Source organism: Leifsonia naganoensis (genome assembly GCF_013410615.1).
Lineage (GTDB): Bacteria > Actinomycetota > Actinomycetes > Actinomycetales > Microbacteriaceae > Leifsonia > Leifsonia aquatica.
On record NZ_JACCHJ010000001.1, the window covers coordinates 3,188,055 to 3,213,808 of the forward strand.

The window sequence follows — 25,754 nt, forward strand, 5'->3', positions numbered from 1 at the left end:
ACCGATGAGGAGCCGACATGTCCGATGCCGCAGAGAAGGCTCCCGCGGTCGCGCGGGCCGTGCGGGTGCTCGACCTGCTCGGCGACGCGCTCGGTGAGCCGCTGACCCTGAGCGAGCTGGCGCGCGGCCTCGGCGCCGCGAAGTCGTCGACCCTCAACGTGATCTCCGCGCTGGAGGAGGGCGGCCTGGTGCGCCGCAGCGACACCGGCTACGTGCTGGGCCGCAAGGTCGTCGAGCTGGGCGGGGCGTACCTCCGCGCGTTCGATCCCGTGCTCGAGTTCTACCGCGCCTGCGCTGACTCCGAGATCCTGCGACACGAGCGCACGCAGCTCGCGGTGCTGGACGGGACGCACGTCATCTACGTGGGTGCGCACGTGGGCCGCGCGCCGTTCCGCCTCTCGGCCGGCATCGGCTCCCGCTATCCGGCCTCCATCACGGCCGTCGGCAACGCCCTGCTCGCCGAGCTGAGCAACGACGAGATCGCGCGCCGCTTCGCCGACGACGAGACGCGGCCGGCGTTCACCGACCGCTCCACGACCTCCCTCGACGGATTGATCGCGAAGATCGACGCGACCCGCGAGCGCGGCTACAGCCTCGACCACGGCGAGGTCTATCCGGGGCTCGCCGGGTTCGCCGTCGTGGTCCCGCCGCAGTCGAGCGGCGAGGTCTCGCTCGCGCTCGGCGCCTCGCTGCTGGAGTCCGCGTTCACCGACGAGGTGCTCGCCGAGCTGCTCACCGAGCTCCACATCGTCGGGCGCCGGATGTCGAACCCGATGAACCTGGCGACCGAGGCGCTGACGGGTCACATCGTCACCTGATGCGCTCCGACGCGTTCGAAAAGTGTTCAGTGGGTTGAACCGTGTTCAGCAGAGTGTTATGGTCGACCTCAGCGGGCGACGACGCCCGTGCAAGCCGACCCCCGGACGACGATGTCACGCGACGACGTCACGCGACGATGCCGACGGGGTCCTGTGCAGGAGGACAACCCCATGAGCACTGACCGCTCTGCGAGCGAACTGCGCGGTTCGAACGACCCCGACTACGCGGCCAATCTGCGCCGCGCCACCCTGGCCTCCAGTGTCGGAAGCGCGCTGGAGTACTACGACTTCGCCCTGTACGGCCTGGCCTCCGCACTCGTGTTCGGGCAGCTGTTCTTCCCGGCCCTCGGCCCGGGCGCTGCGGTCGCCGCCGCGTTCGCCACCTACGCGGTCGGCTTCTTCGCCCGGCCGTTCGGTGGCCTGTTCTTCGGAGCGCTCGGAGACAAGATCGGCCGCAAGACCGTCCTGATCGTCACGATCTCCCTCATGGGCGGGGCGAGCACGCTGATCGGCGTACTGCCGACGGGAGAGCAGATCGGCATTTGGGCGCCGATCCTCCTCGTGATCCTGCGCCTGCTCCAGGGCTTCGGCGCGGGGGCGGAGCAGGCCGGCGCGACCACGCTGATGGCCGAGTACGCGCCGGTCCGCCGCCGCGGCTACTTCGCCTCGCTGCCGTTCGTCGGCATCATGGTCGGGACCATCCTGGCCTCGGTCGTCTTCTTCCTGCTCGGCCTGGTGGACCCGCAGATCGTGCACGACTGGCTGTGGCGCATCCCGTTCCTGGCCTCGGTGCTCCTGATCATCGTCGCCATCTTCATCCGCCTCCGCCTCCGCGAGTCGCCGGCCTTCATCACCCTCGAGGCGCAGGAGCAGGTCGCGAAGAACCCGCTCGGCGAGGCGTTCACCCAGTCGTGGCGCACGATCATCCGCGGCATCGGCCTGCGGATGGCCGAGAACGGCGGATCCGCGCTGTACCAGACCCTCGCGGTGACCTTCGTGACCACCGTGGTCGGGGCCGAGCCGTGGATGGGGCCGCTCGCGATCGCCATCGGCGCCGCCCTCGGCATCTTCGTCATCCCGTTCGCGGGCAGCCTCAGCGACCGCTTCGGCCGCATGCGCGTCTACCGCATCGGTGCGATCATCCAGCTCGTCCTGGCGATCCCCGCCTGGTGGCTGATGTCGATGGGCTTGGTCTGGCTGATCATCCCGGTGCTCGCCATCACCTACGGCGTCGGCGTGAACGTGATGCTCGGCGCGCAGTGCGCCACCCTCCCGGAGCTGTTCGGCAACCGCCGCCGTTACATCGGCGTGGCGATCTCGCGCGAGTTCAGCGCGGTGCTCGCCGGCGGCATCGCGCCGCTGATCGGCGCCGTGCTGCTCGGAGCCTTCGGCAACTCGTGGTGGCCGCTCGCCATCTACGTCCTGGTGCTGACCGCGATCACCCTCTGGGCGACCTTCGTCACGCCGGAGACGCGGGCCCGCGACCTCAACCTCCTCACCGACGCGATCGACGACTCGTACGTCGACGTCACGAGCCGGCCCTCGCCGACGGTGTCGCGCCGCGAGCACCAGCGCACGCTCGCCGCGACGCGTACCCGCTGATGCGGCTCGCCCGCGTCCGCACGGACCTCGGGGCCGTCCCGGCCGAGTGGTCGGACGGGGAGTGGCACGCGATCGACGACCTGTTCGCCGATGCTCCGCGCCGAACCGGTGAGCGCTTCGCCGCCGACGCCCCGCTCGCGGCCCCCGTCGAGCCGCGGATCGTGCTCGGGATGGCGCACAACTCCGGCGCCGCCGACGCGGAGCTCCCGCCGCAGGCCTTCGCCAAGTCGGCCCGCACGGTCGTCGGGCCGGGCGATCCGATCGTGCTCGACCCGGCCGTCGGCGCGGTGGCCGCGGAGGGGGAGCTCGCGGTCGTCGTGCGCCGCCGCGCACGGCATCTGCGGGCGGAGGACGTCGCGGCGCACGTGCTCGGGTTCACGATCGGGAACGACGTCACGGCGGTCGACCAGATCGCGCGCGACTCCCTCCTGACGCAGGCCAAGAACGGTGATGGTTTCACGCCGCTCGGGCCGTGGATCGAGACCGGCCTCGAACCCGCGGGTCTCGGCATCCGCGCCGAGGCCGGCGGGGGAGTCGCCACCGGATCGGTCGACGGACTCGCACGCGGCGTCGTCGAACTGCTCGTCTATCTGACGGGCGTGCTCGAACTCGGCCCGGGCGACGTGGTGCTGACCGGCTGCCCAGGAACCGCCGTTCCGATCGGGGCCGGGGACACGGCGCGCATCCACATCGACGGCCTCGGCGAACTGACCAACCCGGTGGTCGCCACCGGTGGACTGCAGAGAGGATCAGCATGACAGCCAACCCCTTCGACCTCACCGGACGTGTGGCTCTCGTGACCGGCTCGAGCCGCGGTATCGGCCGGGCGCTGGCGGACGGCCTCGCCGCCGCCGGAGCGACCGTCGTGCTCAACGGGCTCGACGCCGACCGGCTCGCGGCGACCCGGGAGGCGCTCGCGGCCGAGCACGGCGACCGCATCCACGCCCTCGCCTTCGACATCACCGACGAGAGCGCGGTCGTGGTGGCCGTCGACCGCATCGAAGCCGAGGTCGGGCCGCTGGAGATCCTGGTCAACAATGCCGGGGTCCAGCATCGCGAGCCGCTGCTCGACGTCAGTCGCGAGGACTGGGACCGTGTGCTGCGCACCGACCTCACCAGTGCCTTCCTCGTCGGGCGCACCGTCGCGCGCGGGATGATCGGGCGCGGCCACGGCAAGATCGTCAACATCGCGTCCGTGCAGGCCGACCTCGCCCGCCGGACCATCGGGCCGTACACGGCCGCGAAAGGCGGACTGCGCAACCTGACCCGCGCGATGACGGCGGAGTGGGCGGCGAGCGGGCTGCAGATCAACGCGATCGCGCCCGGCTACATCCACACCGAGATGACGCAGAACCTGGTCGACGACACGGCGTTCAACGACTGGATCGTCGGGCGCACGCCCGCCGGACGCTGGGGGACGGTCGCCGACCTGGTCGGCCCGGCCGTGTGGCTCTCGTCGCCGGCCTCCGATTATGTGAACGGCCAGGTCGTCTTCGTCGACGGCGGCATGACGGTGGTGGTGTGACGGTGGATACGACCAGCGCGACCCGCACGACCCGCGCCGTCGTCGCCCATGCCGCCGGCGATCTGCGCGTCGAGGACCTCCCGCTCGCCGATCCCGCACCCGACGAGGCCGTCATCGCCATCGCCTACGGGGGCGTCTGCGGGTCGGACCTGCACTACTGGACCCACGGAGCGGCGGGGGAGTCGATCCTCCGCGCGCCGATGGTGCTCGGGCACGAGGTCGTCGGCGTCGTGGAGGTTGCCGCGGCCGATGGATCCGGCCCCGCCGCGGGCACGCCGGTCGCCGTGCATCCCGCGACACCGCTCCCCGGCGACGGCTCCCGCTACCCCGAGGACCGGCCCAACCTGGCGCCCGGAGCGACCTACCTCGGCAGCGCGGCACGCGTCCCGCACACCGCCGGTGCCTTCGCCGACCGGGTCGTCCTCCCGACGCGGATGCTCCGGGCACTGCCCGAGGGGATCCCGCTGCGGACCGCCGCGCTCGCCGAGCCCGCCGCCGTCGCCTGGCACGCCGTCCACCGGGCGGGGGAGGTGCGCGGCAAGCGCGTGCTCGTGATCGGCAGCGGGCCCATCGGTGCGCTCGCCGTGGCCGTGCTGCACCGGGCCGGGGCGGCCGAGATCGTCGCGACCGACATCCACGAACGTCCCCGGTCGATCGCGTCGGCCGCGGGCGCGACCCGCACCATCGATGCGCGCGACGCGGAGGCCGTCGCCGCCGTCGACGCCGACATCGTGATCGAGTCGTCCGGCACCGCGCCCGGCCTCGCCGCGGCGATCGGCGGCGCGACCCGCGGCGGCCGCGTCGTGCTCGTCGGTCTGCTCCCTCCCGGAGACCAGCCGGTGCCCGTCGCGCGGGCGATCGCGCGCGAGCTGGAGTTGGTCGGCTCGTTCCGGTTCGTCGACGAAATCGATGCTGTGATCGTCGCGCTCGCCGACGGCTCCCTCGACGTCTCCGCGGTCGTGACGCACGAGTTCGCGGCCGAGGAGGCCCTGCGCGCCTTCGAGGTCGCGCGCGACGCCTCCGCCTCGGGCAAGGTGCTCCTGCGGTTCGGGGCGGGGAGCGCCGACGCCGGCAGTGAAGGCGACGGCGACGCCCGATGACGGTCGGGCAGAGCCTCCGCTCGCGCGGCACCATACTGGAGGGATCGCGAACGGAAGGGGCGACCGTGGGTCCGCTGGTGGTGGTCATGGGCGTCTCGGGCTCGGGCAAGAGCACGGTCGGCGCCCTCGTCGCCGAACAGCTCGGCGTGGTCTTCGTCGACGGGGATGCGCTGCACCCCGCCGCCAACGTCGCGAAGATGGCCTCCGGCATCCCGCTGACGGACGCGGATCGCGAGCCGTGGCTCGACGCGGTCGGGCTGACCCTCGCCGAGGCGGCGGCCGACGGTCTCGTGCTCGCCTGCTCGGCGCTGAAGCGCGTCTACCGGGACCGCATCCGCTCGCACGCCCCGGCGACCCTCTTCGCCGAGCTCGACGGCACCGAGGAGGAGCTGGCGGCCCGGATGGTGCGCCCCGGCCACTTCATGCCGCCGTCCCTGCTTGCCTCGCAGCTGGCGACCCTCCAGCCGCTCCAGGACGACGAGCCCGGGCTGCGCCTGAGCATCGCCGAGACCCCGGATGCGCTGGCCGCGACGATCGCGGACCGCGCCCGCGCAGAATTCCGGTAGACTCAGTCACCGAACTTCGGCGAGGGAAGCTGGCGGTGTTCCGCAGGCTTCCGTGATCGACGCGGTGGAGCAGGCTTCGCAGTCTTTCCTCGCGCACCTCGATGCGCTCGAGTCGACAATCCCACACTGCGAGCACCGCTCGCCCCGATCCCCGGCCTCCGGCCGGCAAGGAGAACATCATGGCTGACGAGTCCAACAAGGTCGTCGCAGAGGTCCGCGACAGCTTCGGCAAGGGCGCTGCCCGCAAGATCCGCGCCGCCGGCAAGATCCCCGCCGTCATCTACGGCCACGGCACCGACCCGCAGCACGTCACCGTGCCGGCGCACCAGGTCGGCCTGCTGCTCCGCAAGGCGAACGCCGTCCTCCAGCTCGACATCGCGGGCACGGACCAGCTCGTCCTCGTCAAGGACGTCCAGAAGGACCCGGTGCTCCAGATCATCGAGCACCTCGACCTCATCGTCATCAAGAGCGGCGAGAAGGTCTCCGTCGAGGTCCCCGTGCACGTGCAGGGCGAGCCCTACCCGGGCACCATCGCGGTGCTCGAGGTCAACACCCTCCGTCTCGAGGTCGAGGCCACCCACATCCCCGAGAACATCGTTCTCGACGTGGAGGGCGCCGCCGAGGGCACCCAGTTCCACGCGAAGGACTTCACCCTCCCGAAGGGTGCCGCCCTGGCCGAGGACGAGGACCTCCTCATCCTCAACGTGCTCGTCCCGGCTGCCGTGCGCGCCGACGACGACGAGACCGCCGAGGCTGCGGGCGACGCTGCCGCCGCCGAGGCCGCGGAGTAGTCACTCCCGATGGAATCATCCCGTCCGACGGACGGACCCTGGCTCGTGGTCGGGCTCGGTAACCCCGGGCCCGGCTACGCCGCCACCCGTCACAACGTGGGTCAGATGGTGCTGGACGAGCTCGCCTCGCGCGGTGGCCTCACCTTCAAGACCCACAAGACGAACTCCACCGTGGCCGAGGGGCGTCTCGCCCCGGGCGGGCCGCGGTTCGTGCTGGCCAAGCCGAACACCTTCATGAACGTGTCGGGCGGGCCGGTCTCGCAGCTGCTGCGCTTCTACTCGCTCGATCCCTCGCGCCTGATCGTGGTGCACGACGAGCTCGACATCCCGTTCGACACCGTGCGCCTCAAGCACGGCGGCGGCCACGGCGGCCACAACGGCGTCCGCGACGTGATCGCGGCGACCGGCACCGGCGACTTCACCCGCGTGCGCGTGGGCGTCGGCCGTCCTCCCGGTTCGCAGGCCGCGGCGGACCACGTGCTCAAGGCCTTCAGCGCGGAGGAGCGCGAGAACCTCCCGATCCTCGTCGGCGACGCCGCGGACGCGGTGGAGCAGATCGCGGCCGAGGGCCTCACGGCCGCCCAGAACCGGTTCCACACCACCCGCTGACGGCTCCGCGCTCCCGACATTCGTGCCGAATGTCGCGAAAGCGCGCCGCTTTCCCGACATTCGTCACGAATGCGTGGGGCCTAGGCCGGCACCGATGCGGCGAGGACCACGGTGTACACGATGAACGACACGATCGGTGCGGCCGCCGCGGCGACGATCCCGACGATGCCGAAGGGGCGTCCGCGCTTCGTGGCCACGGCGACGATGCCGAGCACCAGGGCGACGATCCCGAGAAGAGTGCCGAGCAGCATCTGCGCGCCCATGAGCAATCCGATCGGCGCGAACGCCTCCGCCTGCTCCGGCGACAGTGAGCCCGTATTGAAGGAGAAACTAGTCGCGGTGCGCTGAGCGAGCGGGCCGGCCGCGGCCCCGACGATGGTCGAGGCGACGACGGACAGCACGAACACGGCCAGGGCGAGCGCCATCGACACGATGCCGAGGGCCCGCGATCGCGGGGGCTGCGGTGCTGTCTGTGCCCAGCCGGGCCCGGGCGCCACGCCGTACTGCTGCGGGTATGCCTGCTGCTGTGGGTACGCCTGCTGCTGCGGGTACGCCTGCTGCTGCGGGTACGCCTGCGGGGCGAACAGCGGCGGGGCCACGGGCGGGACGAACGGCTGAGGGAGAGCAGGCTGCTGCTCGGGAGAGTCGGACATCGGGGCTCCTCTGTGCGGCGTCCGGCACGCCGTCGAGCCGAAGAATAGCGGATACCGATGTCGCGATCGCGCCCGAACCGCGCACAGGCCGTGCCGGGAGACTGTTCAGTCGGCGCACAGCGCGCGGTCGTACCGTGTGCGCCATGGAGCTGTTCACGCGCGAGTGGGGTCATGGAGACCGATACGCGGTCCTGGTCCACGGCGTGATGTCGGACTCCCGCAACTGGCGGCGGGTCGGGCCGGTGCTCGCCGAGCGCGGGTACCACGTGATCGCCGTCGATCTGCGCGGCCACGGGCACAGCCGGCGCGCCGGCGAGTACTCCGCCGAGCTGATGGCGCAGGACATCGTGGACACGGTGCCGGCCGAACCCGAGCTCGTGATGGGGCACTCCCTCGGCGGGCTCACCGTGAGCCTCGCCGTCGAACGGCTGCGGCCGCAGCGCGTCGTCTACGTGGACCCGGCCTTCTCGTGCCCCGCGGCCAACTGGTTCCAGTTGATGCTGGCGCCCGCCTTCCTGCGCACCCTGGCCCGGCAGTCCGCCGCCCGCATCGCCAGGCGCAATCCGCGGTGGGATCCGGCCGACGTCGCCATCGAGGTCGAGTCGTTCCGCGCGTTCGATCGCGCCGCCATCCCGAGCGTGCTCGCGCCGAGTGTCATGCGCGCGCCGACGACCATGATGGTTCCCTCGCTCGTGATGCTCGCCGACAACTCGCACCTGGTGAAGCCGGAGGTCGCCGACGGGCTGCGCGACGCCGGGTTCGCGGTGCGCGTGGTCGAGGGGTCGGGTCACGTCATCAACCGCGACGACCATGAGGGCTTCATGCGCGCCCTCGAGGGGTGGATCTGACGACCACGGAGCGTGACACTCGCCTACAGTGAAGCCGTGGTCCCCTCCGGCTCGGCTCTTGTGCTCGTCGCGCGCACGGCGCGGGTGCTCGCGACGCTGCCCGACGAGCCACTCGCGCCCGAGGCCGCAGAACGGCGCGACCGCCTGCGCGCGACCGCGGATCGCGACGACTTCACCGCCGCCCGTCTGCTCGCGGCGGCGGCCCACCGGGCTCTGAGCGACGCGCCGTTCGTGGCCGGGCGGCTCGTGCAGCGGTGCGACACGTGCGGCGGCTCGCACGGACGCCCGCAGCCGAGCCCCGACGGCCTCCACCTCTCCTGGTCGCACGCCCGCGGGATGGTCGCAGCCGGGGCCGCGTCTAGAAGGCTCGGCGTCGACGTCGAGGCGGGCATGCGGTATAGAGACCATCCGATCGACACGGCGCTCTCGGCGGCCGAACGTCGCCTCCTGAGCGAGAGCGCCGACCCCGAGGCCGCCTTCCTGCTGGCCTGGACGGCCAAGGAGGCTCTGGTGAAGGCGGGCGTGGCTGAGCTCGACGGGTTCGCCGGGATGACTGTGCTCGCGGGCGACGCCCGTCTCGTCCCGCGCCACGGAGGTCTGAGCCTGGATGCGCGCCGCGGCGACGGGTTCTCCGCGACGGCGGCGACGCCTGGCCCCGTGCTGTGGCGGACGATCGATGCCGCGGGCGGCCTGGTGCCCCTCCCTCTCCGCGCTGTCGGGGGCGCCGCGTAGACTCTGCCGAGTGATACTCCAGGGCTTGATCACGGCGCTTCAGCGCGCCTCCACGTTCGCTGACGCACTCACGTACGCCGGCCGCGACGCCGACTTCTCGCTCACAGACGGACTGCGTGCCCCGCTGCTCGCCGGCCTCGTGCGCCGCCGCGCCGAGCAGAACGCGTCGCAGGCGGTCCTGGTGATCACCGCCACGGGCCGCGAGTCGGAGGCCGTCCGCGCTGCACTGCCATGCGTACTGCCCGAGGCGGAGATCGTGGAGTTCCCCGCCTGGGAGACGCTCCCGCACGAGCGCCTCAGCCCGAGCGCCGAGATCGTCGGCAAGCGACTCACCGCCCTGCGCCGCCTCGTCGACTGGGGCACCGGGGACCGCACGACGCCGTTCGTCCTCGTCGCCTCGGTTCGGGCCGCCCTGCAGCCGCTGGCCGACAACCTGACCGACTACGCGACGACCGACCTCGTCGCGGGAGGCCGCGGCTTCGACCTCGCGGGCCTCGCCTCGCAACTGGTCGACCTCGCCTATGCGCGCGTCGACATGGTCACGCGCCGCGGCGAGTTCGCGGTGCGCGGCGGCATCCTCGACGTCTTCCCGCCCACGGCCGACCACCCCTATCGCGTCGACTTCTTCGGCGACGAGGTGGAGCAGATCCGCGCCTTCTCGGTGGCCGATCAGCGCTCCCTGCCCGAGCCCATCCCGTCGGTCGCATTGCCGCCGAGCCGCGAGCTGCTGCTCAGCGAGTCGGTCCGCCAGCGCGCCCGGGAGATGGAGCACGAGTTCCCGAGCCTGTCCGGGATGCTCGCCAAGATCGGCGAGGGCATCCCGGTGGAGGGGATGGAGTCGCTCGCCCCCGCCCTGGTCGACCGGCTCGTCCCGCTCACCCATTACCTGCCCGACGGCGCCGCCGTCGCCGTGTTCTCGCCGGAGCGGGTAGCCTCCCGCGCCGTCAGCCTCGCGGAGACGAACCGCGAGTTCCTCTCCGCCGCGTGGAGTGCCGCGACCGTGGGCGCCGCGGCCCCGATCGACCTGGCCGCGGGCGACTTCCTCACGCTGCAGAAGCTGCACGACTCCGTGAAGTTCAGCCGCCCCGGCGCGCCCGCGCAGGACCACCCGTGGTGGACGATGAGCGGGTTCCAGGCGGACGACATCCTGCCCGAGCATCGCGAGATCGAGGAGCACCTCCAGGTCCGCATCGCGGCGGAGGCCGTCCCGAGCTTCCAGGGCAACGTCTCCGGTGCGGTCGGCCACGTGGCCGCTCGCCTGCGCGACGGCTGGCGCGTCGCCGTCGTCGCCGAGGGCAACGGCCTGGTCGAGCGCGCCGCCCAGGTGCTGGGCGAGGCCGAGCTGCCCGCGCGCCCGGTCGACGAGTTCCCGGTCGATCCCGAGCCCGGCATCGCGCACCTCCTGAAGGCCAACGTCGAGCACGGCTTCGAGGTGCCCGAGATCAAGCTGGCCGTGGTGGGCGAGAGCGAGTTCTACGGCCGCACCATCGGCTACGACTCGCGCCAGGTGAAGAAGCTCGCTGCGCGCCGCAAGAACGTCGTCGACCCGATGCAGCTCAAACCCGGCGACTACGTCGTGCACGAGACGCACGGCATCGGCAAGTTCGTCGAGCTGACGCAGCGCGAGGTGTCGAGCGGCGGCCGTAACGCGGTCAAGTCCAAGCGCGAGTACCTCGTGCTGGAGTACGCCCCGTCCAAGCGCGGCTACCCCGGCGACAAACTCTTCGTCCCGACCGATCAGCTCGACCTCCTGAGCCGCTACGTCGGCGGGGAGGCCCCGCAGCTGAGCAAGATGGGCGGCAGCGACTGGTCGGCCGCGAAGGGGCGCGCCCGCAAGGCCGTCCGCGACATCGCGGTCGAGCTCGTCAAGCTCTACTCCGCGCGCATGGCCAGCAAGGGCTACGCGTTCGGGCCCGACACGCCCTGGCAGCACGAGCTGGAGGAGGCGTTCCCGTTCGCGGAGACCCTGGACCAGCTGCAGACCATCGACGAGGTGAAGGCCGACATGGAGCGGCCCATCCCGATGGACCGCCTCATCTCGGGCGACGTCGGCTTCGGCAAGACCGAGATCGCGGTGCGGGCGGCGTTCAAGGCCATCCAGGACGGCAAGCAGGTCGCGATGCTCGTTCCGACCACGCTGCTCGTCAAGCAGCACGCCGAGACCTTCCTCGAGCGGTTCGCCGGCTTCCCGGTGCACCTGCGCCAGCTGAGCCGCTTCCAGACCGACAAGGAGGCGCGGGAGACCCTGGCGGGCATGGCCGACGGAACGGTCGACATCGTCATCGGCACTCACCGCATCCTCGCCGAGGGGGTGTCGTTCAAGGACCTCGGCCTCGTCATCATCGACGAGGAGCAGCGCTTCGGCGTCGAGCACAAGGACCAGCTCAAGAAGCTCAAGACCAACGTCGACATCCTGGCGATGAGCGCGACGCCCATCCCGCGCACGCTCGAGATGGCCGTCACCGGCATCCGCGAGATGTCGACGCTGGCGACGCCCCCGGAGGATCGCCACCCGATCCTCACGTTCGTCGGACCGTACTCGGACAAGCAGGTCGCGGCCGCCATCCGGCGCGAGCTGCTGCGCGAGGGCCAGGTGTTCTTCGTGCACAACCGCGTCGGGTCGATCTCGGCGACGGCCGCCAAGCTGGCCGAGCTGGTGCCGGAGGCGCGCATCGGCGTCGCGCACGGCAAGATGAACGAGCACGCGCTGGAGCAGGTGGTCGTCGACTTCTGGGAGCGCCGCTTCGACGTGCTCGTGTCGACGACGATCATCGAGACCGGCCTCGACATCTCGAACGCGAACACGATCATCATCGACCGCGCCGACAAGTACGGCCTGAGCCAGCTCCACCAGCTGCGCGGCCGCGTCGGCCGTGGCCGCGAGCGGGCGTACGCGTACTTCCTCTGGGACGAGAACAAGCCGCTCAGCGAGACCGCGCACGACCGCCTCTCCACGATCGCGGCCAACAACGACCTCGGCAGCGGCATGCAGGTCGCCCTCAAGGACCTCGAGATCCGCGGTGCGGGCAACCTCCTGGGCGGCGAGCAGTCCGGCCACATCGCCGGCGTCGGCTTCGACCTCTACCTGCGGATGATCGGCGAGGCCGTGTCCACGTTCCGCGGCGAGGTCGCGGAGGGGCAGACCGAGCTGCGACTCGAGCTGCCGGTGGATGCGCACATCCCGGAGGAGTACGTCGACAGCGAGCGGCTGCGGCTCGAGGCCTACCAGAAGCTGTCGTCCGCGAGCGCGCCGACCTCGAAGGACGGCCAGATCGACCTCGTCCTCGAGGAGATGACGGACCGCTACGGCGAGCCGCCCGTGCAGGTGCTGAACCTCGTCGCCGTGTCCCGCCTCCGCCGCGCCGCCCAGAAGGCCGGTCTCGGCGAGGTCGTGGCCATGGGCTCCAACCTCCGGCTCGCGCCCGCCATCCTGCCCGACTCCCTCCAGGTGCGGCTGCAGCGCATGTACCCGGGGTCGAAGTACCACGCGGCGCCCAAGGTCGCCATGGTCCCGCTGCCGCGCGTGAACGGCGAGCCCGTCGACGACGCCGCCCTCATCGAGTGGGTCGCCACCCTCCTCGGCGCCCTCTTCCCCGTCCCCGAACCCGCGACCGAGCCCGCAGCCTGACCGCTGCGTTGCGCTGCTAATGGAGGAGATGTCGGGTAGATTCCCCGACATCTCCTCCATTCCCTGAGATCCGGCCGATCTATCGGGCTGATCTCCTCCGCTACGAACGCGGGTGGAGGCGGCGGTAGCGGCGCGCGAGCAGCGACACCAGCACGCCGGCGAGCACGATCGAGACGCCGGAACCGAGCAGCACGGCCAGCGTGCCCTCCGACCGCACGAGGTCGTCGCCGGCGAACGCCAGCTCGTTCATCAGCAGGGACACCGTGAAGCCGATGCCACCCAGCGCTCCGATCGCCACGAGCCCGAACAGCGAGATGCGCGCCCGCTCCTCCTTGCTGCGGGTGAACGAGCCGAGCCAGCCGCCTAAGGTGATGCCGATCAGCTTGCCGACCGGCAGGGCGATCAGGATGCCCCAGAAAGCCGGGGAGAGCTCCGACGGCGCGACCGAAGGGATGACGACCAGCGCCGCCGAGAAAGCGAACAGCGGCAGGATCAGCCCGTTCGACCACGGCTCCAGCGCGTGCGTGACGCGTCCGGCGGGGCGGCGGGCCATCACGAGGCCGAGGGCGACGCCCGCGATGGTGGCGTGCACGCCGGAGTCGTAGACCAGCCACCAGGTGAGCACGGCGATCAGCACCATCAGCACTGCCACGGGCCCGCGCATCCGGCCGCGCAGCATCCGGCTGAGCAGCCCGAACGCCGTCACGGTCACGGCCGCGAGCACGAGTTCCAGAATGTTCGGGTCGGTGGTGAAGAAGACGGCGATGATCAGGATGGCGATCAGGTCGTCCAGCACAGCGAGGGCCAACAGGAACACGCGCAGCCGGTTGGGCAGCCCGCGGCCGAACACGGCGAGAACCCCGAGCGCGAAAGCGATGTCGGTCGCGGTCGGGATGGGCCATCCCGACTCCAGCCCGCTGCCCGCGCTGAACGCGAGATAGACGAGCGCGGGCACGGCGACCCCCGCGACGGCGGCGATCGCGGGATGGATCGCCTTCGCGAACGAGTTGAGCTCGCCGGCGACCAGCTCGTGCTTCAGCTCCACCGCAACGATGAAGAAGAAGATCGCGAGCAGCCCATCGCTGATCCAGTGGCCCACGCTGAGGTCGACCGGGCCGAAGCCCAGATGCGCGTGCTGGAGGTCGATCAGGGCCGGACCGGCGGCGGTGTTCGCCAGGAGGAGCCCGAGGGCGGCGGCTCCGAGCAGGAGCCCGGCGGCGGTGCGTTCGGATCGGATGATGCTCATCGGGGTGAGGCCCTTCTCGCACCGGGTGCGGGGTGGGTGGGGCGGAGGAGCGACGCGATCACGTCACCCGCCGACCAGACTTCCCGGCACACCAGGGTCCGAGTCTACCGGAGGGGTGCGACGAGGCAGAGGAGGTGGCCGTCACGGTCGCGCAGCACCGACTGGCGCTCGCGCCACGGCTGGTCGGCCGGCGGGTCGAGCACGGTGGCTCCGGCGGCGACGGCGGCATCCGTCGCCGCGTCGACATCCGGCACCGCGAAACTGACCGCGACACCGGCGTCGCCGGGCGTCGGCGTGCGGCGGTGCAGCAGCACCTGCGTCGCCGTGCCCGTCGTGTCGCCGGGGTCGGTCGTCAGCATCGTCAGGTCGTCGGCGGCATAGAGCTCGGCGAGGCCGAGCACGTCGCGGTACAGCGCGAGCGAGGCGGCGAGGTCGGTGACGGACACGGTGACGCGGGCGATGCGACTGGCCATGCGGTCAGCGTAGCCCGGGCGCGACGGTGAGAGGATGGGGGAGTCCTGAGGAGGAGCACCGATGACCGACACGGCCCCCAGCAAACTCGACGAGCTCGTCGCGGTGACGGCACGGCTCCGCGCTCCGGGCGGCTGCCCGTGGGACGCCGAGCAGACCCACGAGTCGCTCGTCCAGTACCTCATCGAGGAGACGTACGAGCTGGTCGAGGCCATCGAGAGCGGCACCCGCGAGGACATGATCGAGGAGCTCGGCGACGTGCTCTACCAGGTGCTGTTCCACGCGGACATCGCCGCGCACACACCGGGCGAGGACTTCGACCTGCAGGATGTCGCGGCCCAGATGACGGCCAAGATGGTCGGCCGTCACCCGCACGTGTTCGGCGGCGACCGCACGGCGGAGACGGCGGACGATGTCGTCGGGTTCTGGGACGACCTCAAGAAGGCCGAGAAGCCGGGTCGCACGAGCGTGCTCGACGGCATCCCGCAGGCGATGCCCTCCCTGGCCCTGGCCGACAAGCTGCTGGGCCGTGCGCAGAAGGTCGGGCTGATCGATCTCGCCGAGGGCGGTGGAGTGCCCGTGAGCAGCGAGGACGAGCTCGGCCCGCTCCTGCTCGCGATCGTCGCGTCGGCGAAGGCGCAGGGCCTCGACGCCGAGCGCGCGCTGCGGTCGACGCTGCGGGATCTGCAGGGCGAGATCCGCGAGCAGGAGGCGCTCGACGCCTGAGCGGAGGCCGCTCGGGTGGTGGGCACGGGATGCTTAGGTTAGGCTTCCCTAATGTGTCGATCGACACGCCTTCCACCCCTCCGAACCCAGGAGAGCCATGCTCGAAACCACTCGCCGCGGCCGTCGCCGGTCGCGTGTCGCCCTGATCGCCTCGGCCGTCGTCGCCTCCGCCGCCCTCGTCCTCACCGGCTGCAGCGCCGGCAGCTCCGCTGACGAGAGCGCGTCCAGCAGCGACGCGGGAGCCTTCCCGGTCACCATCGACAGCGCGCTGGGCAAGACGACGATCGACTCCAAGCCGGAGCGCATCGCGACCTGGGGCTGGGGTGCGCAGGATGTCGTGCTCGCGCTCGGCATCGTGCCGGTCGCGATGCCCGCGTTCACCTACGGCGGCGACAAGGACGGCGTGCTGCCGTGGGATGCCGACAAGATCAAGGAGCTGAAGGGCAAGACCCCGCAGATCATCGCCTCCGACACCGGCGAGGTGCCGTTCGAGGCATTCGTGAAGGCCAAGCCCGACGTGATCCTGGCGCCGTACTCCGGCCTGACCCAGACCGAGTTCGACACGCTCAGCAAGATCGCCCCCGTGGTCGCGTACCCGGACAAGCCGTGGGCGACCAGCTGGCAGGACCAGACCGCGATCGTCGGCAAGGCGCTCGGCCTGTCCGACAAGGCGGACGCCCTCGTCACGAAGACGAAGGAGAACGTCTCGGCGCTCGCCGCGAAGTATCCGGTGCTGAAGGACAAGACGTTCTTCTACGCCGCGGCCAACGAGCCGGGCGTGCTCAACGTGTACCGCGCCGAGGACCCGCGCGTGCAGCTGCTCAACGAGCTCGGCCTGAAGAACTCGCCGAGCATCGCCGGGCTGGACACCACCAAGGACGACGGCAGCTTCTTCTTCCAGCTCAGCTACGAGAACCTCTCCAAGATCGACACGGATCTGCTGGTGATGTACTTCGACAAGCAGTCCTCCGTCGATGCATTCACGGCCGACCCGCTGGTCGCCGCCATGCCCACCATCAAGGAGGGCCGCTTCGCGCCCATCGTCGGAGAGTCTTTCGTCGCCGCCACCAGCGCTCCCAGCGTCCTCGCCATCCCGTGGATGCTCGACAAGTACGTGCCGCAGCTGGCCGCCGCCGCCGACAAGGTCAAGTAGGCGGATGCCCACGAGCGTCATCGCTCCCAGCGCCGGTCGTGCCGAGGGGATCTCCTCGCACGGCCGGCGCCGTCGGCGTCTGCTCGTGGGCTTCGCCGTCGCCGCGGTCGCCCTGGTCGCGGTGAGCGTGCTGAGCCTCATGGTCGGTGCGCGCACGATCGCGCCGGCGGATGTGCTCGACGCGCTGTTCCACTACCGGCCGGGGGACCCGGAGCACCTCGTCGTCATCGGGAGCCGCCTGCCGCGCACCCTGCTCGGCCTGGCCGCCGGTCTCGCCCTCGGCCTCTCCGGCACCGTGATGCAGGGGCTCTCGCGCAACCCGCTCGCGGACCCCGGCATCCTGGGCGTCAACTTCGGCGCCTCCCTCGCCGTCGTGGTGGCGATCGCATACCTTGGCGTGACCAGTGCCTCCGGCTACGTCTGGTTCGCCTTCGCGGGCGCGGCGCTGGCGTCCGCGCTCGTCTACGCGGTGTCCTCGGCGGGACGCGAAGGCGCGACTCCGATCAAGCTCGCGATCGCCGGAGCCGCGGTGTCGGCGGCGCTCGGCTCGCTGATCACCGCGGTGCTGCTCACGAGCCGCGTCTCGCTCGACGCCATGCGCTTCTGGCAGGTCGGCGCCCTCGCCGGTCGCGGCTTCGACGTCTTCTGGCAGGTGCTGCCCACGCTCGTGGTCGGCGCCGTCCTCGCGCTGGGACTCGGCCGCGTGCTCAACGGGCTCGCGCTCGGCGACGACGTCGCCCGCGGTCTCGGCCAGCGCGTCGGGGTGGCGCGCGGCGTCAGTGCCGTCGCCATCGTGCTCCTGTGCGGCTCGGCCACCGCGGCGGTCGGTCCGATCGCCTTCGTCGGCCTCGTCGTGCCGCACATCGCCCGCTGGGCGGTGGGCGGCGACTACCGCTGGATCCTCGCCTTCTCCGCCGTCGTCGCGCCGACCCTGCTGCTGGCGTGCGACATCATCGGCCGCGTCGTCGCGATGCCGGGCGAGCTGCAGGTCGGCGTCGTGATGGCCTTCGTCGGTGCCCCGCTCTTCATCGCCCTCGTGCGCCGGCGCAAGCTGGTCAGCCTGTGAGCGCGGTCACCGTCGACCGGCGCCGCCGCACCGGTCGCGCCACCCGCGTCGCCGTGACCCTGGGCGCGCTGCTGCTCGTCGTCGGCGCCGTCTCCCTGACGCTCGGGGAGGCGGGCGTCGCGCCGGAGGATGTGCTCGCCGCGCTCGTCGGCCGAGCGGACCGGCTCACCTCGTTCGTCATCCTGGACCTGCGCCTCCCGCGACTCCTCGCCGCCGCGCTGGTCGGGGCCTGCCTGGGCGTGTCGGGCGCGCTGATCCAGTCCGTGGCGCGCAACCCGCTCGCGAGCCCCGACATCATCGGCATCACCGCCAGCGCGAGCGCCGTCGGGTCCGTCGCGCTCGTCTGGTTCGGCCTCACCGGCCTCGCCCTCTCCGGCGTGGTCCTCGTCGGCACCCTCCTGGCCGCCGGGCTGATCTACGCGCTCGCCTGGCGCCGCGGCGTGAGCGGGTACCGGTTCGTGCTGGTCGGCATCGGCGTCGCCGCGATCGCCTCCGGCGTCGTCTCCTACGTCCTCACCAAGGCCGACCTCAGCGACGTCCAGAGCGCGCTGGTCTGGATCACGGGAAGCCTCAACACCGTCGGCGGTGTCTCTCTCGTGGTTCTCGCCGTCGGAGCCGTCGTGCTCCTCCCATGCGCCCTGCTGCTCGGGAGGCCGCTGGCCGCCCTCGGCCTGGGCGACGACACTGCGGCCGGCATCGGCGTGCGGGCCGAACGCACCCGCCTGCTCGTCGTCGCGGTGGCGGTCGCGCTCGCCGCGGTCGCCGTCTCCGTCGCCGGCCCGATCAGCTTCGTGGCGTTCCTCGCCGCGCCGATCGCCCGCCGCCTGGTCGGCCGCGGGTCCCTGGCGCTCGTCTCGTCGGCCCTGGTCGGCGCCCTCGTGCTCCTGCTCTCGGACATCGTCGCCCAGTTCGCCGTGCCCGGCGTCGTGTTCCCCGTCGGCGTCGTGACCGGGATCGTCGGCGCCCCGTATCTGCTGTGGCTCCTCACCAGGACCAACCGAATCGGCCGAGGAGGCTGAGATGACCGCTGCACACGAGCTCGTCGCCCGCGACCTGACCCTCTCGTACGAGGGCCGCGTCGTCGTGGAGGGCCTCGACCTGACCATCCCGCCCGGCAAGGTGACGGCCATCGTCGGGCCCAACGCCTGCGGCAAGTCCACCCTGCTGCGCGGCCTCTCGCGCCTGCTCGCACCGGCGGGCGGATCCGTGCTGCTCGACGGCGCCGACATCCACTCGCTGCCGACGAAGCAGGTCGCCACCCGACTCGGGCTGCTGCCGCAGACCCCGGTTGCGCCGGACGGGATCACCGTGGCCGACCTGGTGTCCCGCGGGCGCTACCCGCACCAGGGCTGGTTCCGCCGCTGGACGGCGGACGACGACACGGCGGTGAGCGAGGCGATGGCCGCGACGGGCATCACCGAGCTGGCGGACCGCAGCGTCGACGAGCTCTCGGGCGGCCAGCGCCAGCGCGTGTGGATCGCGATGGCGCTCGCACAGCAGACCGACATCCTGCTGCTCGACGAGCCGACGACCTTCCTCGACATCAGCCACCAGATCGACGTGCTCGACCTGCTGCTCGATCTGAACGCGGCGCGCGGTGCCACGGTCGTCATGGTGCTGCACGACCTCAATCTCGCCGCCCGCTACGCCGACCACCTGGTCGCGATGCGCGACGGCTCCATCGTCGCCGCGGGGGACCCGTCCGAGGTCGTGACGGCGGAGCTCGTGCGCGACGTGTTCGGGGTGGAGTCGGTCATCGCCAGCGACCCCGTGACGGCGACGCCGCTCGTCGTCCCGCTCGGGCGGCACCACCGCGCGTAGCGCCGGGGGAGTGGGAGGCCGTTCGGGCCCGACGGGTCGGCGTAGCCGGCAGCGCGTCCCGCCCTGCGCCGGCTGCCACTCGGGTGAGGGCGCCTATCGGCTCCACTCCTGGCCTGGGTCTCGACCGGCGAGCGGGGACGCGTTGCCAGCCTCGTCGTGTCTGGCAGCGAACATCGCGACCGTGGTCGGACGGATGCGGCTCATGCCAGGTCCAGCGGGACACCACCGAGCCGCACCGGAGGCGCGGCATCAGGGTGGCAACGCCTGGAGTCTACGGCCGGGCCCCTTCGGGCGGCCATCCCCCCGGGAGGTGTCCCGCCGCCGCTCGTGGAAGAATCGAGGCATGGCCTCACCGATCACCCCGCCCCGCGGCATGCGCGACTTCCTCCCCGCCGAGAAGGCCCGCCGCGAGCATGCGCTGGGCGTGATCCGCCGCAGTTTCGCCTCCCACGGATTCGACGAGATCGAGACGCCCGTCGTCGAGGACGCGTCCCGCCTCCACTCCGGCCTCGGGGGCGACAACGAGAAGCTCGCCTTCAGCGTGCTCAAGCGCGGCCTCGGTGCCGACGACCTGCGCGCGGCGCTCGAGTCCGGCGACACCCTCGCGCTCTGCGACCTCGGCCTGCGCTTCGACCTCACGGTGCCGCTCGCCCGCTTCTACGCGACCCACCGCGGCGAGCTCCCCCCGGTGTTCCGCTCGATCCAGATCGCCCCCGTGTGGCGCGCCGAGCGGCCGCAGAAGGGCAGGTACCGCCAGTTCGTGCAGTGCGACATCGACATCATCGGCGAGGGCTCCCAGCTGGCCGAGGTGGAGCTGATCACGGCGACCGCCGCGACGCTGGACGCCCTGGGCCTGCAGAACTGCACGATCCGCATCAACGACCGCCGCATCCTGAACGGCCTGCTCGAGTACTGCGGCTTCGAGGAGTCGCGCTGGCCGCAGGTGCTGATCTCGGTCGACAAGCTCGACAAGATCGGTGCAGAGGGCGTCGTCGCCGAGCTGAGCGAGGGCGGTGCCGATGCGGCGGCCGTGCTCGGCGGCATCCTCGCGGGCCTCGAACCGCACCTGGCCGACGGCGGCGTCGAGCTCACGGTGGAGGCCATCTCGCAGATCCTGCCGAAGGGGGTCGACGCGGATGCCGTCGCGGCCCTGGAGGCGCTGGCCCACGCGCTCGACACCCTCCCGGACGGCGTGCGTCTGCGCTTCGACCCCACGCTGGTGCGGGGGATGGGCTACTACACCGGCACGATCTTCGAGATCGCGCACCCCGGCTCCGGCAGCTCCGTCGGCGGCGGCGGACGCTACGACGGCATGATCGGCCGTTTCCTCGGCACGGACGTGCCCGCGTGCGGGTTCTCGATCGGGTTCGAGCGCGTCGTCGACCTGATCGAGCTGCCCGACGACGAGGGCGCCGACTCGGTCGTGCTCGTCTACGACGCCACCGTGCCGCTCGACCGGCTGATGGCGGTCAAGTCGGCACTGGTCGCCGAGGGGCGCCGGGTGCGGCTCGACCGGCGGGCGAAGAACCTCAAGGGCGTGCTCGACCGGGCCGCGGCCTCGGGATACCGCTCCTTCGCGTTCGTGAACGCCGACACGGCCGACACGTCGGCGCTCGAGATCAAGCCGCTGGGATGAGCGACGACGCCTGTCCCGTCGCCTGGAACGAGGGGGACTGGACGACGCCGCCTGTCGCCGTTGACCACGACGGTGACGCCCTGGTCGTCACCGCTGTCGAGTCGAGCGACGCGTGGCGCACCACCTCGTACGGCTTCGTCCACGACACCGAGCACGCCCTCCTCGCGCCCTTCCCATCCGGAAAGGCGATGGAGGTGTCGTTCACCGGCGACTTCTCCCAGCAGTTCGACCAGGCCGGGCTCTTCGTGCGCGTCTCCGGCGAGGAGTGGACCAAGGCGGGCGTGGAGTTCGCCGACGGCGCCCTCCAGCTCGGCGCGGTCGTGACGCATCGGTTCTCGGACTGGTCGGTCGCCCCGGTCGCGGCATGGTCCGGGGAGACCATCACCGTGCGGGTCAGTCGGTCCGGCGACGCGCTCACCATCCGGGCGCGGTCGGGGGAGGAGCCGTTCCGCCTCGTCCGGGTCGCCTACCTCGACCCCGACGCCACGGCCACGGCCGGCCCGATGGTCTGCGCCCCCACCCGCTCCGGTCTCGTCGTGCGCTTCACGTCGTGGACGATCGGCCCGGCCGACCCGTCCCTCCACTAGACGGTCTGTCGCCGGCCCTCCGGCGGTCCCGCCATTCATCGCAAGCATCCAGCCCCGGGCACGGGCTGTTCACCCGGCTTCACTAGACTTGCGGTGAAACCCACGAACTACCACTGAGGAGACTGTTGTGGCTCAGATCGAAGCTGTAGGCGCTCGCGAGATCCTGGATTCGCGCGGCAACCCGACCGTCGAGGTCGAGGTGCTCCTGGAGGACGGCACCGTCAGCCGTGCCGCCGTCCCGTCCGGAGCCTCCACCGGCGCCTTCGAGGCCTACGAGCTTCGCGACGGCGACAAGGACCGCTACCTGGGCAAGGGCGTCGAGAAGGCCGTCGACGCGGTCCTCGACGAGATCGGCCCGGCCATCGAGGGCTTCGAGGCCAGCGACCAGCGTCTCGTCGACGAGGCCATGATCGACCTCGACGGCACCGACAACAAGAAGCGCCTCGGCGCGAACGCCATCCTCGGCGTCAGCCTCGCGGTCGCCAAGGCCGCCGCGGACTCCGCCGACCTGCCGCTCTTCCGCTACGTCGGCGGCCCGAACGCGCACGTCCTCCCGGTGCCGATGATGAACATCATCAACGGTGGCGCGCACGCCGACACCGGCGTCGACATCCAGGAGTTCATGGTCCTGCCGATCGGCGCGGAGACGTTCTCCGAAGCCCTCCGCTGGGGCGTCGAGACCTACCACTCGCTCAAGTCGCTGCTGAAGTCGAAGGGCCTCAACACCGGCCTCGGCGACGAGGGCGGCTTCGCCCCCGAACTCGAGCACAACCGTGCCGCGCTCGACCTGATCTCCGAGGCAATCGAGAAGGCCGGCTTCGCGGTCGGCACAGACATCGCGCTCGGCCTCGACGTCGCCTCCACCGAGTTCTTCGAGAACGGCGTGTACCGCTTCGAGGGCCAGGACCGCACCGCGGCTCAGATGTCGGCCTACTACGCCGAGCTCGCCGCCGCCTACCCGCTGGTCTCCATCGAGGACCCGCTGGCCGAGGACGACTGGGAGGGCTGGGCCCACCTGAACGCCGAGATCGGCGCCAAGCTGCAGCTCGTCGGCGACGACCTGTTCGTCACCAACCCGAAGCGCCTCGCCCAGGGCATCGCCGCGAAGGCCGCGAACAGCATCCTCGTCAAGGTCAACCAGATCGGCACCCTGACCGAGACGCTCGACGCCGTCTCCCTCGCGCAGCGCTCCGGCATGACCGCCGTGCTCTCGCACCGCTCCGGCGAGACCGAGGACACCACCATCGCCGACCTCGCCGTCGCCACCGACGCCGGCCAGATCAAGACCGGCGCCCCGGCCCGCTCCGAGCGCGTCGCGAAGTACAACCAGCTGCTCCGCATCGAGGAGGAGCTGGGCGACGCCGCCGTCTACGCCGGCCGCAGCGCATTCCCGCGCTTCACCGCGTAACCCACCCGCAGCACCAGGAGGCCCCCGTCGCGAGACGGGGCCTCCGTGCGTCCGGCTTCGCCACGCGTCGCCCACGTGCCGCGCGCGAGACGTGAGTCGTTGCGGGTAGCAGAGCGCTGATACCCGCAACGACTCACGTCTCGGGACTGTTCACTGGGGAGTTGCTCACAGGTGGCGGGAGCGTGATCGCCTACGATGAATGAGGGGCCGGCAGGCCCCGCGTCCGTGTCGTCCGTCCATCCGGGAGGTGCCATGCCGAAGCGGCCCACGCTCCCGAACACGGCCCCGGCGCCCGAGAAGCGCTCGACGCCGACGACGGCTCCGACCTCGAAGGCGCCGCGGAACGCGAAGCCGTCCGGTGCGAAGCAGCCCCGCACCGCCACGCCGAAGCCCACGACGCACACGGTCGCTCCGGTGATGTCGACGCCCAGCGGCACCGGGCGGTGGCTGCGCGGCATCCACTTCTCCGCGTTCTCGCTCGTCATGATGGGCATCCTGGTGCTGGCCGTCGTGATCCTGGCGCCGACGCTGCAGGCGTTCGCGCAGCAGCGTTCGCAGATCGCCGACCAGCAGGCGGTGGTCGACACGCTGAACAGCCAAGTCGACGCCGCGAAGGCGCAGCGCGCCCGCTGGAACGACCCGAGCTACATCCGGGCACAGGCCCGCGACCGGCTCTACTACGTGATGCCCGGCGAGACCAGCTACTTGGTCATCGACGACCGCCCGCCGGCCGCCGCGTCGACCGATGCCCCGGTGAGCTCCAAGATCCAGCAGACGCACACCGACTGGGCCGGCTCGCTGTTCGGCTCGTTCATGGGGGCGGGCCTCACCGAGGCGACCCCTGCGCAGCTGAGCGGCCAGACCGGCACCCCGGCCCCCACACCCACCCCGACCAAGTGAGCACCGCACCATGACCAGACCGCCGTTCGACCCCGTGACCGACGAGGACATCGCCACCGTCAGCCGCCAGCTCGGCCGGCCGGCCCGCGATGTCGTCGGCATCGCCGCGCGTTGCGTCTGCGGACGCCCCACCGTCGTGTCGACCGCACCGCGCCTCGCCGACGGCACCCCGTTCCCGACCTTCTACTACCTCACCCACCCGGCGGCGACGGCGGCGATGTCGACGCTCGAGGCGACGCAGGTGATGAACGAGTACAACGACCTCCTGGCCGAGGACGAGGAGCTGCGCGCCCGGTACTCTGCGGCGCACGAGCAGTTCCTCGCCGACCGGGAGTCGATCGGCGTCGTCGAGGAGATCGCGGGCATCTCGTCGGGCGGTATGCCGACCCGCGTGAAGTGCCTCCACGCGCTCGCCGCGCACGCGCTCGCGGCCGGCCCCGGCGTGAACCCGATCGGCGACCTCGCGCTCGCGCGTGGCGACTGGTCGCCCGAGGTCTGCGAGTGCCAGGTCGACGTGACGGAATGAGCGCAGGCCAGGGGGGAGGCCGCGCGCACCGGGGAGGGGCGCGACGCGGCACAGGGACGGGCCTGGCCGTCCGCATGCGCCGCTCTGCCGCGGTGATCGCCGCCGCACTGGCGCTCACCCTGGTCGCCCCCGCACCCGCGCAGGCCGACCAGGTGCGCGACCTCGAGTACTGGCTCACCGACTACGGCTTCACCACCGCCTGGCAGACCACGCGCGGCGCCGGGGTGAAGGTCGCCGTGATCGACACGGGCGTCGATGGCAGCGTCCCCGACCTGGCCGGTGCGCTCGGAGCCGGGACGGACGTCTCCGGCGTCGGCGCCGCGAACGGCCAGAAGCCGCTCGGCGACGGCGACGCCGCCAACCACGGCACCTGGGTGGCCTCGCTGCTCGCGGGCCGCGGCACGGGAGACGGCAACGGCGTCCTCGGGGCGGCGCCCGAGGCGACGATCCTGCCGGCGTCGGTGGCGCTCGGCAAGGCGATGGGACCGATCGGCAGCGACGAGCAGATCGCCCAGGCCATCCACTGGGCCGTGGACAACGGCGCCACCGTGATCAACATGTCCCTCACCCGCAACACCCTCGACTGGCCCACCAGCTGGGACGACGCGTTCCAGTACGCGTTCCAGCACGACGTCGTGATCGTTGCGGCGGCCGGCAACCGGGGCAGCGGGACGACCGAGGTCGGAGCGCCCGCGACCATCCCGGGCGTCCTCACGGTGGCGGGCGTGGATCGGCAGGGGCAGGCGAGCTTCGACGCGTCGTCGCAGGGGATCACGATCGGCGTCTCCGCCCCGAGCGAGCAGCTGGTCGGTGCGAATCCGGGCGGCGGGTACGTGCAGTGGGAGGGCACGAGCGGCGCGGCGCCCCTGGTCTCCGGTGCCGTCGCGCTCGTGCGGGCCGCGCATCCCGAGCTGAAGGCCGCCGACGTCATCGAGCGGATCATCAAGACGGCGCGCCCGGCCGGCGGAAGCGTCCCGAGCCCGATCTACGGGTTCGGGCTGCTGGATGCCGCGGCCGCGGTGACCGCGTCCGTCCCGCACGTGACCGCGAATCCGATGGGCGATCTGAGCGAGTGGATCCGCGTGCACCGTCGCGCCGAGACGACGGCGACCCCCGCTCCGACCAGTGATCCGCAGGCGATTCCGGCCCCGGCGAAGCTGACTCCCGAACGCGCGGTAGAATGGACGCGGTTCTTTTGGCCGCAATGGAGCGTCCTCACCACCTTCTGGATTCCGTTCGCATTGATCACGGGTTTCGTGGCCCTTGCCGCCCTCGGCGGCGTGGGCGCGTGGCTGCATTTCAGGCGAAGGGTGCGCAGGGGGTAGATTAACACCCATTGTTT

Annotated in this window: 25 protein-coding genes; 22 read left to right on the forward strand and 3 right to left on the reverse strand. The window is 71.7% G+C overall.

Going from position 1 to position 25,754, the window contains the following annotated elements; all coding sequences use genetic code 11:
* The first annotated feature begins 17 nt into the window (after positions 1 to 17).
* The 8 genes from HNR14_RS15330 to pth all read left to right on the forward strand — a co-directional run bounded on the left by HNR14_RS15330 (position 18) and on the right by pth (position 7,011).
* Complete coding sequence (locus HNR14_RS15330) at positions 18 to 818, forward strand: IclR family transcriptional regulator (protein ID WP_179701722.1); 801 nt, start codon at positions 18 to 20, stop codon at positions 816 to 818.
* A 171-nt stretch (positions 819 to 989) separates the two neighbouring features.
* Positions 990 to 2,420: an MFS transporter gene (locus HNR14_RS15335; protein WP_179701723.1), complete on the forward strand. Its 1,431-nt coding sequence runs from the start codon at positions 990 to 992 to the stop codon at positions 2,418 to 2,420.
* A complete protein-coding gene (locus HNR14_RS15340; RefSeq protein ID WP_179701724.1) occupies positions 2,420 to 3,178 on the forward strand; it encodes a fumarylacetoacetate hydrolase family protein in 759 nt (252 codons plus the stop codon). The genes HNR14_RS15335 and HNR14_RS15340 overlap by 1 nt, the downstream gene beginning before the upstream one ends.
* Entirely contained in the window at positions 3,175 to 3,945 is a 771-nt protein-coding gene (locus HNR14_RS15345) for an SDR family oxidoreductase (protein WP_179701725.1), read from the forward strand. Before HNR14_RS15340 ends, HNR14_RS15345 begins: the two co-directional genes overlap by 4 nt.
* Entirely contained in the window at positions 3,942 to 5,045 is a 1,104-nt protein-coding gene (locus HNR14_RS15350) for a zinc-binding dehydrogenase (RefSeq protein WP_179701726.1), read from the forward strand. Before HNR14_RS15345 ends, HNR14_RS15350 begins: the two co-directional genes overlap by 4 nt.
* 65 nt (positions 5,046 to 5,110) lie before the next feature.
* Complete coding sequence (locus HNR14_RS15355; RefSeq protein ID WP_343064509.1) at positions 5,111 to 5,611, forward strand: gluconokinase; 501 nt, start codon at positions 5,111 to 5,113, stop codon at positions 5,609 to 5,611.
* Positions 5,612 to 5,790: 179 nt separating this feature from the next.
* The gene (locus tag HNR14_RS15360; protein WP_179701728.1) at positions 5,791 to 6,402 is read left to right on the forward strand and encodes a 50S ribosomal protein L25/general stress protein Ctc; all 612 of its coding nucleotides are present in this window, start codon (positions 5,791 to 5,793) and stop codon (positions 6,400 to 6,402) included.
* A gap of 9 nt (positions 6,403 to 6,411) precedes the next feature.
* Positions 6,412 to 7,011 (forward strand): aminoacyl-tRNA hydrolase, encoded by a 600-nt coding sequence (gene pth, locus HNR14_RS15365; protein ID WP_179701729.1) that lies wholly within the window; start codon positions 6,412 to 6,414, stop codon positions 7,009 to 7,011.
* 80 nt (positions 7,012 to 7,091) lie between these two features.
* On the opposite strand, the gene HNR14_RS15370 is transcribed toward pth, so the two are convergent.
* Positions 7,092 to 7,664, reverse strand: a complete 573-nt coding sequence (locus tag HNR14_RS15370) for a hypothetical protein (RefSeq protein WP_179701730.1) — start codon at positions 7,662 to 7,664, stop codon at positions 7,092 to 7,094.
* Positions 7,665 to 7,807: 143 nt separating this feature from the next.
* Here HNR14_RS15370 and HNR14_RS15375 point away from each other — a divergent pair, with 143 nt between their 5' ends.
* From HNR14_RS15375 to mfd, 3 genes are read left to right on the forward strand one after another with little or no spacing between them, the layout of a single operon-like run.
* Positions 7,808 to 8,512 carry an alpha/beta fold hydrolase gene (locus tag HNR14_RS15375; RefSeq protein ID WP_179701731.1) on the forward strand — a complete coding sequence of 235 codons (705 nt, stop codon included), beginning with the start codon at positions 7,808 to 7,810 and terminating at the stop codon, positions 8,510 to 8,512.
* Between the two features lie 36 nt (positions 8,513 to 8,548).
* On the forward strand, positions 8,549 to 9,244 hold the full coding sequence (locus HNR14_RS21415) for a 4'-phosphopantetheinyl transferase superfamily protein (protein ID WP_179701732.1): 696 nt from the start codon (positions 8,549 to 8,551) through the stop codon (positions 9,242 to 9,244).
* A gap of 10 nt (positions 9,245 to 9,254) precedes the next feature.
* Positions 9,255 to 12,872, forward strand: a complete 3,618-nt coding sequence (gene mfd / locus HNR14_RS15385) for a transcription-repair coupling factor (protein WP_179701733.1) — start codon at positions 9,255 to 9,257, stop codon at positions 12,870 to 12,872.
* Between the two features lie 100 nt (positions 12,873 to 12,972).
* Here the strand turns inward: mfd and HNR14_RS15390 are convergent, their stop codons facing one another.
* Positions 12,973 to 14,118, reverse strand: a complete 1,146-nt coding sequence (locus tag HNR14_RS15390; RefSeq protein WP_179701734.1) for a Na+/H+ antiporter NhaA — start codon at positions 14,116 to 14,118, stop codon at positions 12,973 to 12,975.
* Between the two features lie 104 nt (positions 14,119 to 14,222).
* Complete coding sequence (locus tag HNR14_RS15395; protein WP_179701735.1) at positions 14,223 to 14,591, reverse strand: VOC family protein; 369 nt, start codon at positions 14,589 to 14,591, stop codon at positions 14,223 to 14,225.
* A 61-nt stretch (positions 14,592 to 14,652) separates the two neighbouring features.
* Here HNR14_RS15395 and HNR14_RS15400 point away from each other — a divergent pair, with 61 nt between their 5' ends.
* From HNR14_RS15400 to HNR14_RS15450, 11 genes are all read left to right on the forward strand, one after another.
* Positions 14,653 to 15,315, forward strand: coding sequence for a nucleoside triphosphate pyrophosphohydrolase (locus tag HNR14_RS15400; RefSeq protein ID WP_179701736.1), 663 nt, complete (start codon positions 14,653 to 14,655; stop codon positions 15,313 to 15,315).
* 97 nt (positions 15,316 to 15,412) lie between these two features.
* Positions 15,413 to 16,468 carry an iron-siderophore ABC transporter substrate-binding protein gene (locus tag HNR14_RS15405; protein WP_179701737.1) on the forward strand — a complete coding sequence of 352 codons (1,056 nt, stop codon included), beginning with the start codon at positions 15,413 to 15,415 and terminating at the stop codon, positions 16,466 to 16,468.
* A 4-nt stretch (positions 16,469 to 16,472) separates the two neighbouring features.
* Positions 16,473 to 17,534, forward strand: coding sequence for a FecCD family ABC transporter permease (locus HNR14_RS15410; protein ID WP_179701738.1), 1,062 nt, complete (start codon positions 16,473 to 16,475; stop codon positions 17,532 to 17,534).
* Positions 17,531 to 18,553 carry an iron chelate uptake ABC transporter family permease subunit gene (locus HNR14_RS15415; protein ID WP_179701739.1) on the forward strand — a complete coding sequence of 341 codons (1,023 nt, stop codon included), beginning with the start codon at positions 17,531 to 17,533 and terminating at the stop codon, positions 18,551 to 18,553. The genes HNR14_RS15410 and HNR14_RS15415 overlap by 4 nt, the downstream gene beginning before the upstream one ends.
* Position 18,554: 1 nt before the next feature.
* Positions 18,555 to 19,355: an ATP-binding cassette domain-containing protein gene (locus HNR14_RS15420; protein WP_218875057.1), complete on the forward strand. Its 801-nt coding sequence runs from the start codon at positions 18,555 to 18,557 to the stop codon at positions 19,353 to 19,355.
* A gap of 343 nt (positions 19,356 to 19,698) precedes the next feature.
* Positions 19,699 to 20,991: a histidine--tRNA ligase gene (gene hisS, locus HNR14_RS15425; RefSeq protein WP_179701740.1), complete on the forward strand. Its 1,293-nt coding sequence runs from the start codon at positions 19,699 to 19,701 to the stop codon at positions 20,989 to 20,991.
* Positions 20,988 to 21,578, forward strand: a complete 591-nt coding sequence (locus HNR14_RS15430; RefSeq protein WP_179701741.1) for a DUF1349 domain-containing protein — start codon at positions 20,988 to 20,990, stop codon at positions 21,576 to 21,578. The genes hisS and HNR14_RS15430 overlap by 4 nt, the downstream gene beginning before the upstream one ends.
* A 127-nt stretch (positions 21,579 to 21,705) precedes the next feature.
* Positions 21,706 to 22,986 carry a phosphopyruvate hydratase gene (gene eno, locus HNR14_RS15435; RefSeq protein WP_179701742.1) on the forward strand — a complete coding sequence of 427 codons (1,281 nt, stop codon included), beginning with the start codon at positions 21,706 to 21,708 and terminating at the stop codon, positions 22,984 to 22,986.
* 252 nt (positions 22,987 to 23,238) lie between these two features.
* Positions 23,239 to 23,886, forward strand: coding sequence for an FtsB family cell division protein (locus tag HNR14_RS15440; RefSeq protein ID WP_246311582.1), 648 nt, complete (start codon positions 23,239 to 23,241; stop codon positions 23,884 to 23,886).
* Positions 23,887 to 23,896: 10 nt separating this feature from the next.
* Positions 23,897 to 24,412, forward strand: coding sequence for a DUF501 domain-containing protein (locus tag HNR14_RS15445; protein WP_179701743.1), 516 nt, complete (start codon positions 23,897 to 23,899; stop codon positions 24,410 to 24,412).
* Positions 24,409 to 25,737, forward strand: a complete 1,329-nt coding sequence (locus HNR14_RS15450) for a S8 family serine peptidase (RefSeq protein ID WP_425485033.1) — start codon at positions 24,409 to 24,411, stop codon at positions 25,735 to 25,737. Before HNR14_RS15445 ends, HNR14_RS15450 begins: the two co-directional genes overlap by 4 nt.
* The last annotated feature ends 17 nt before the right edge of the window (positions 25,738 to 25,754 follow it).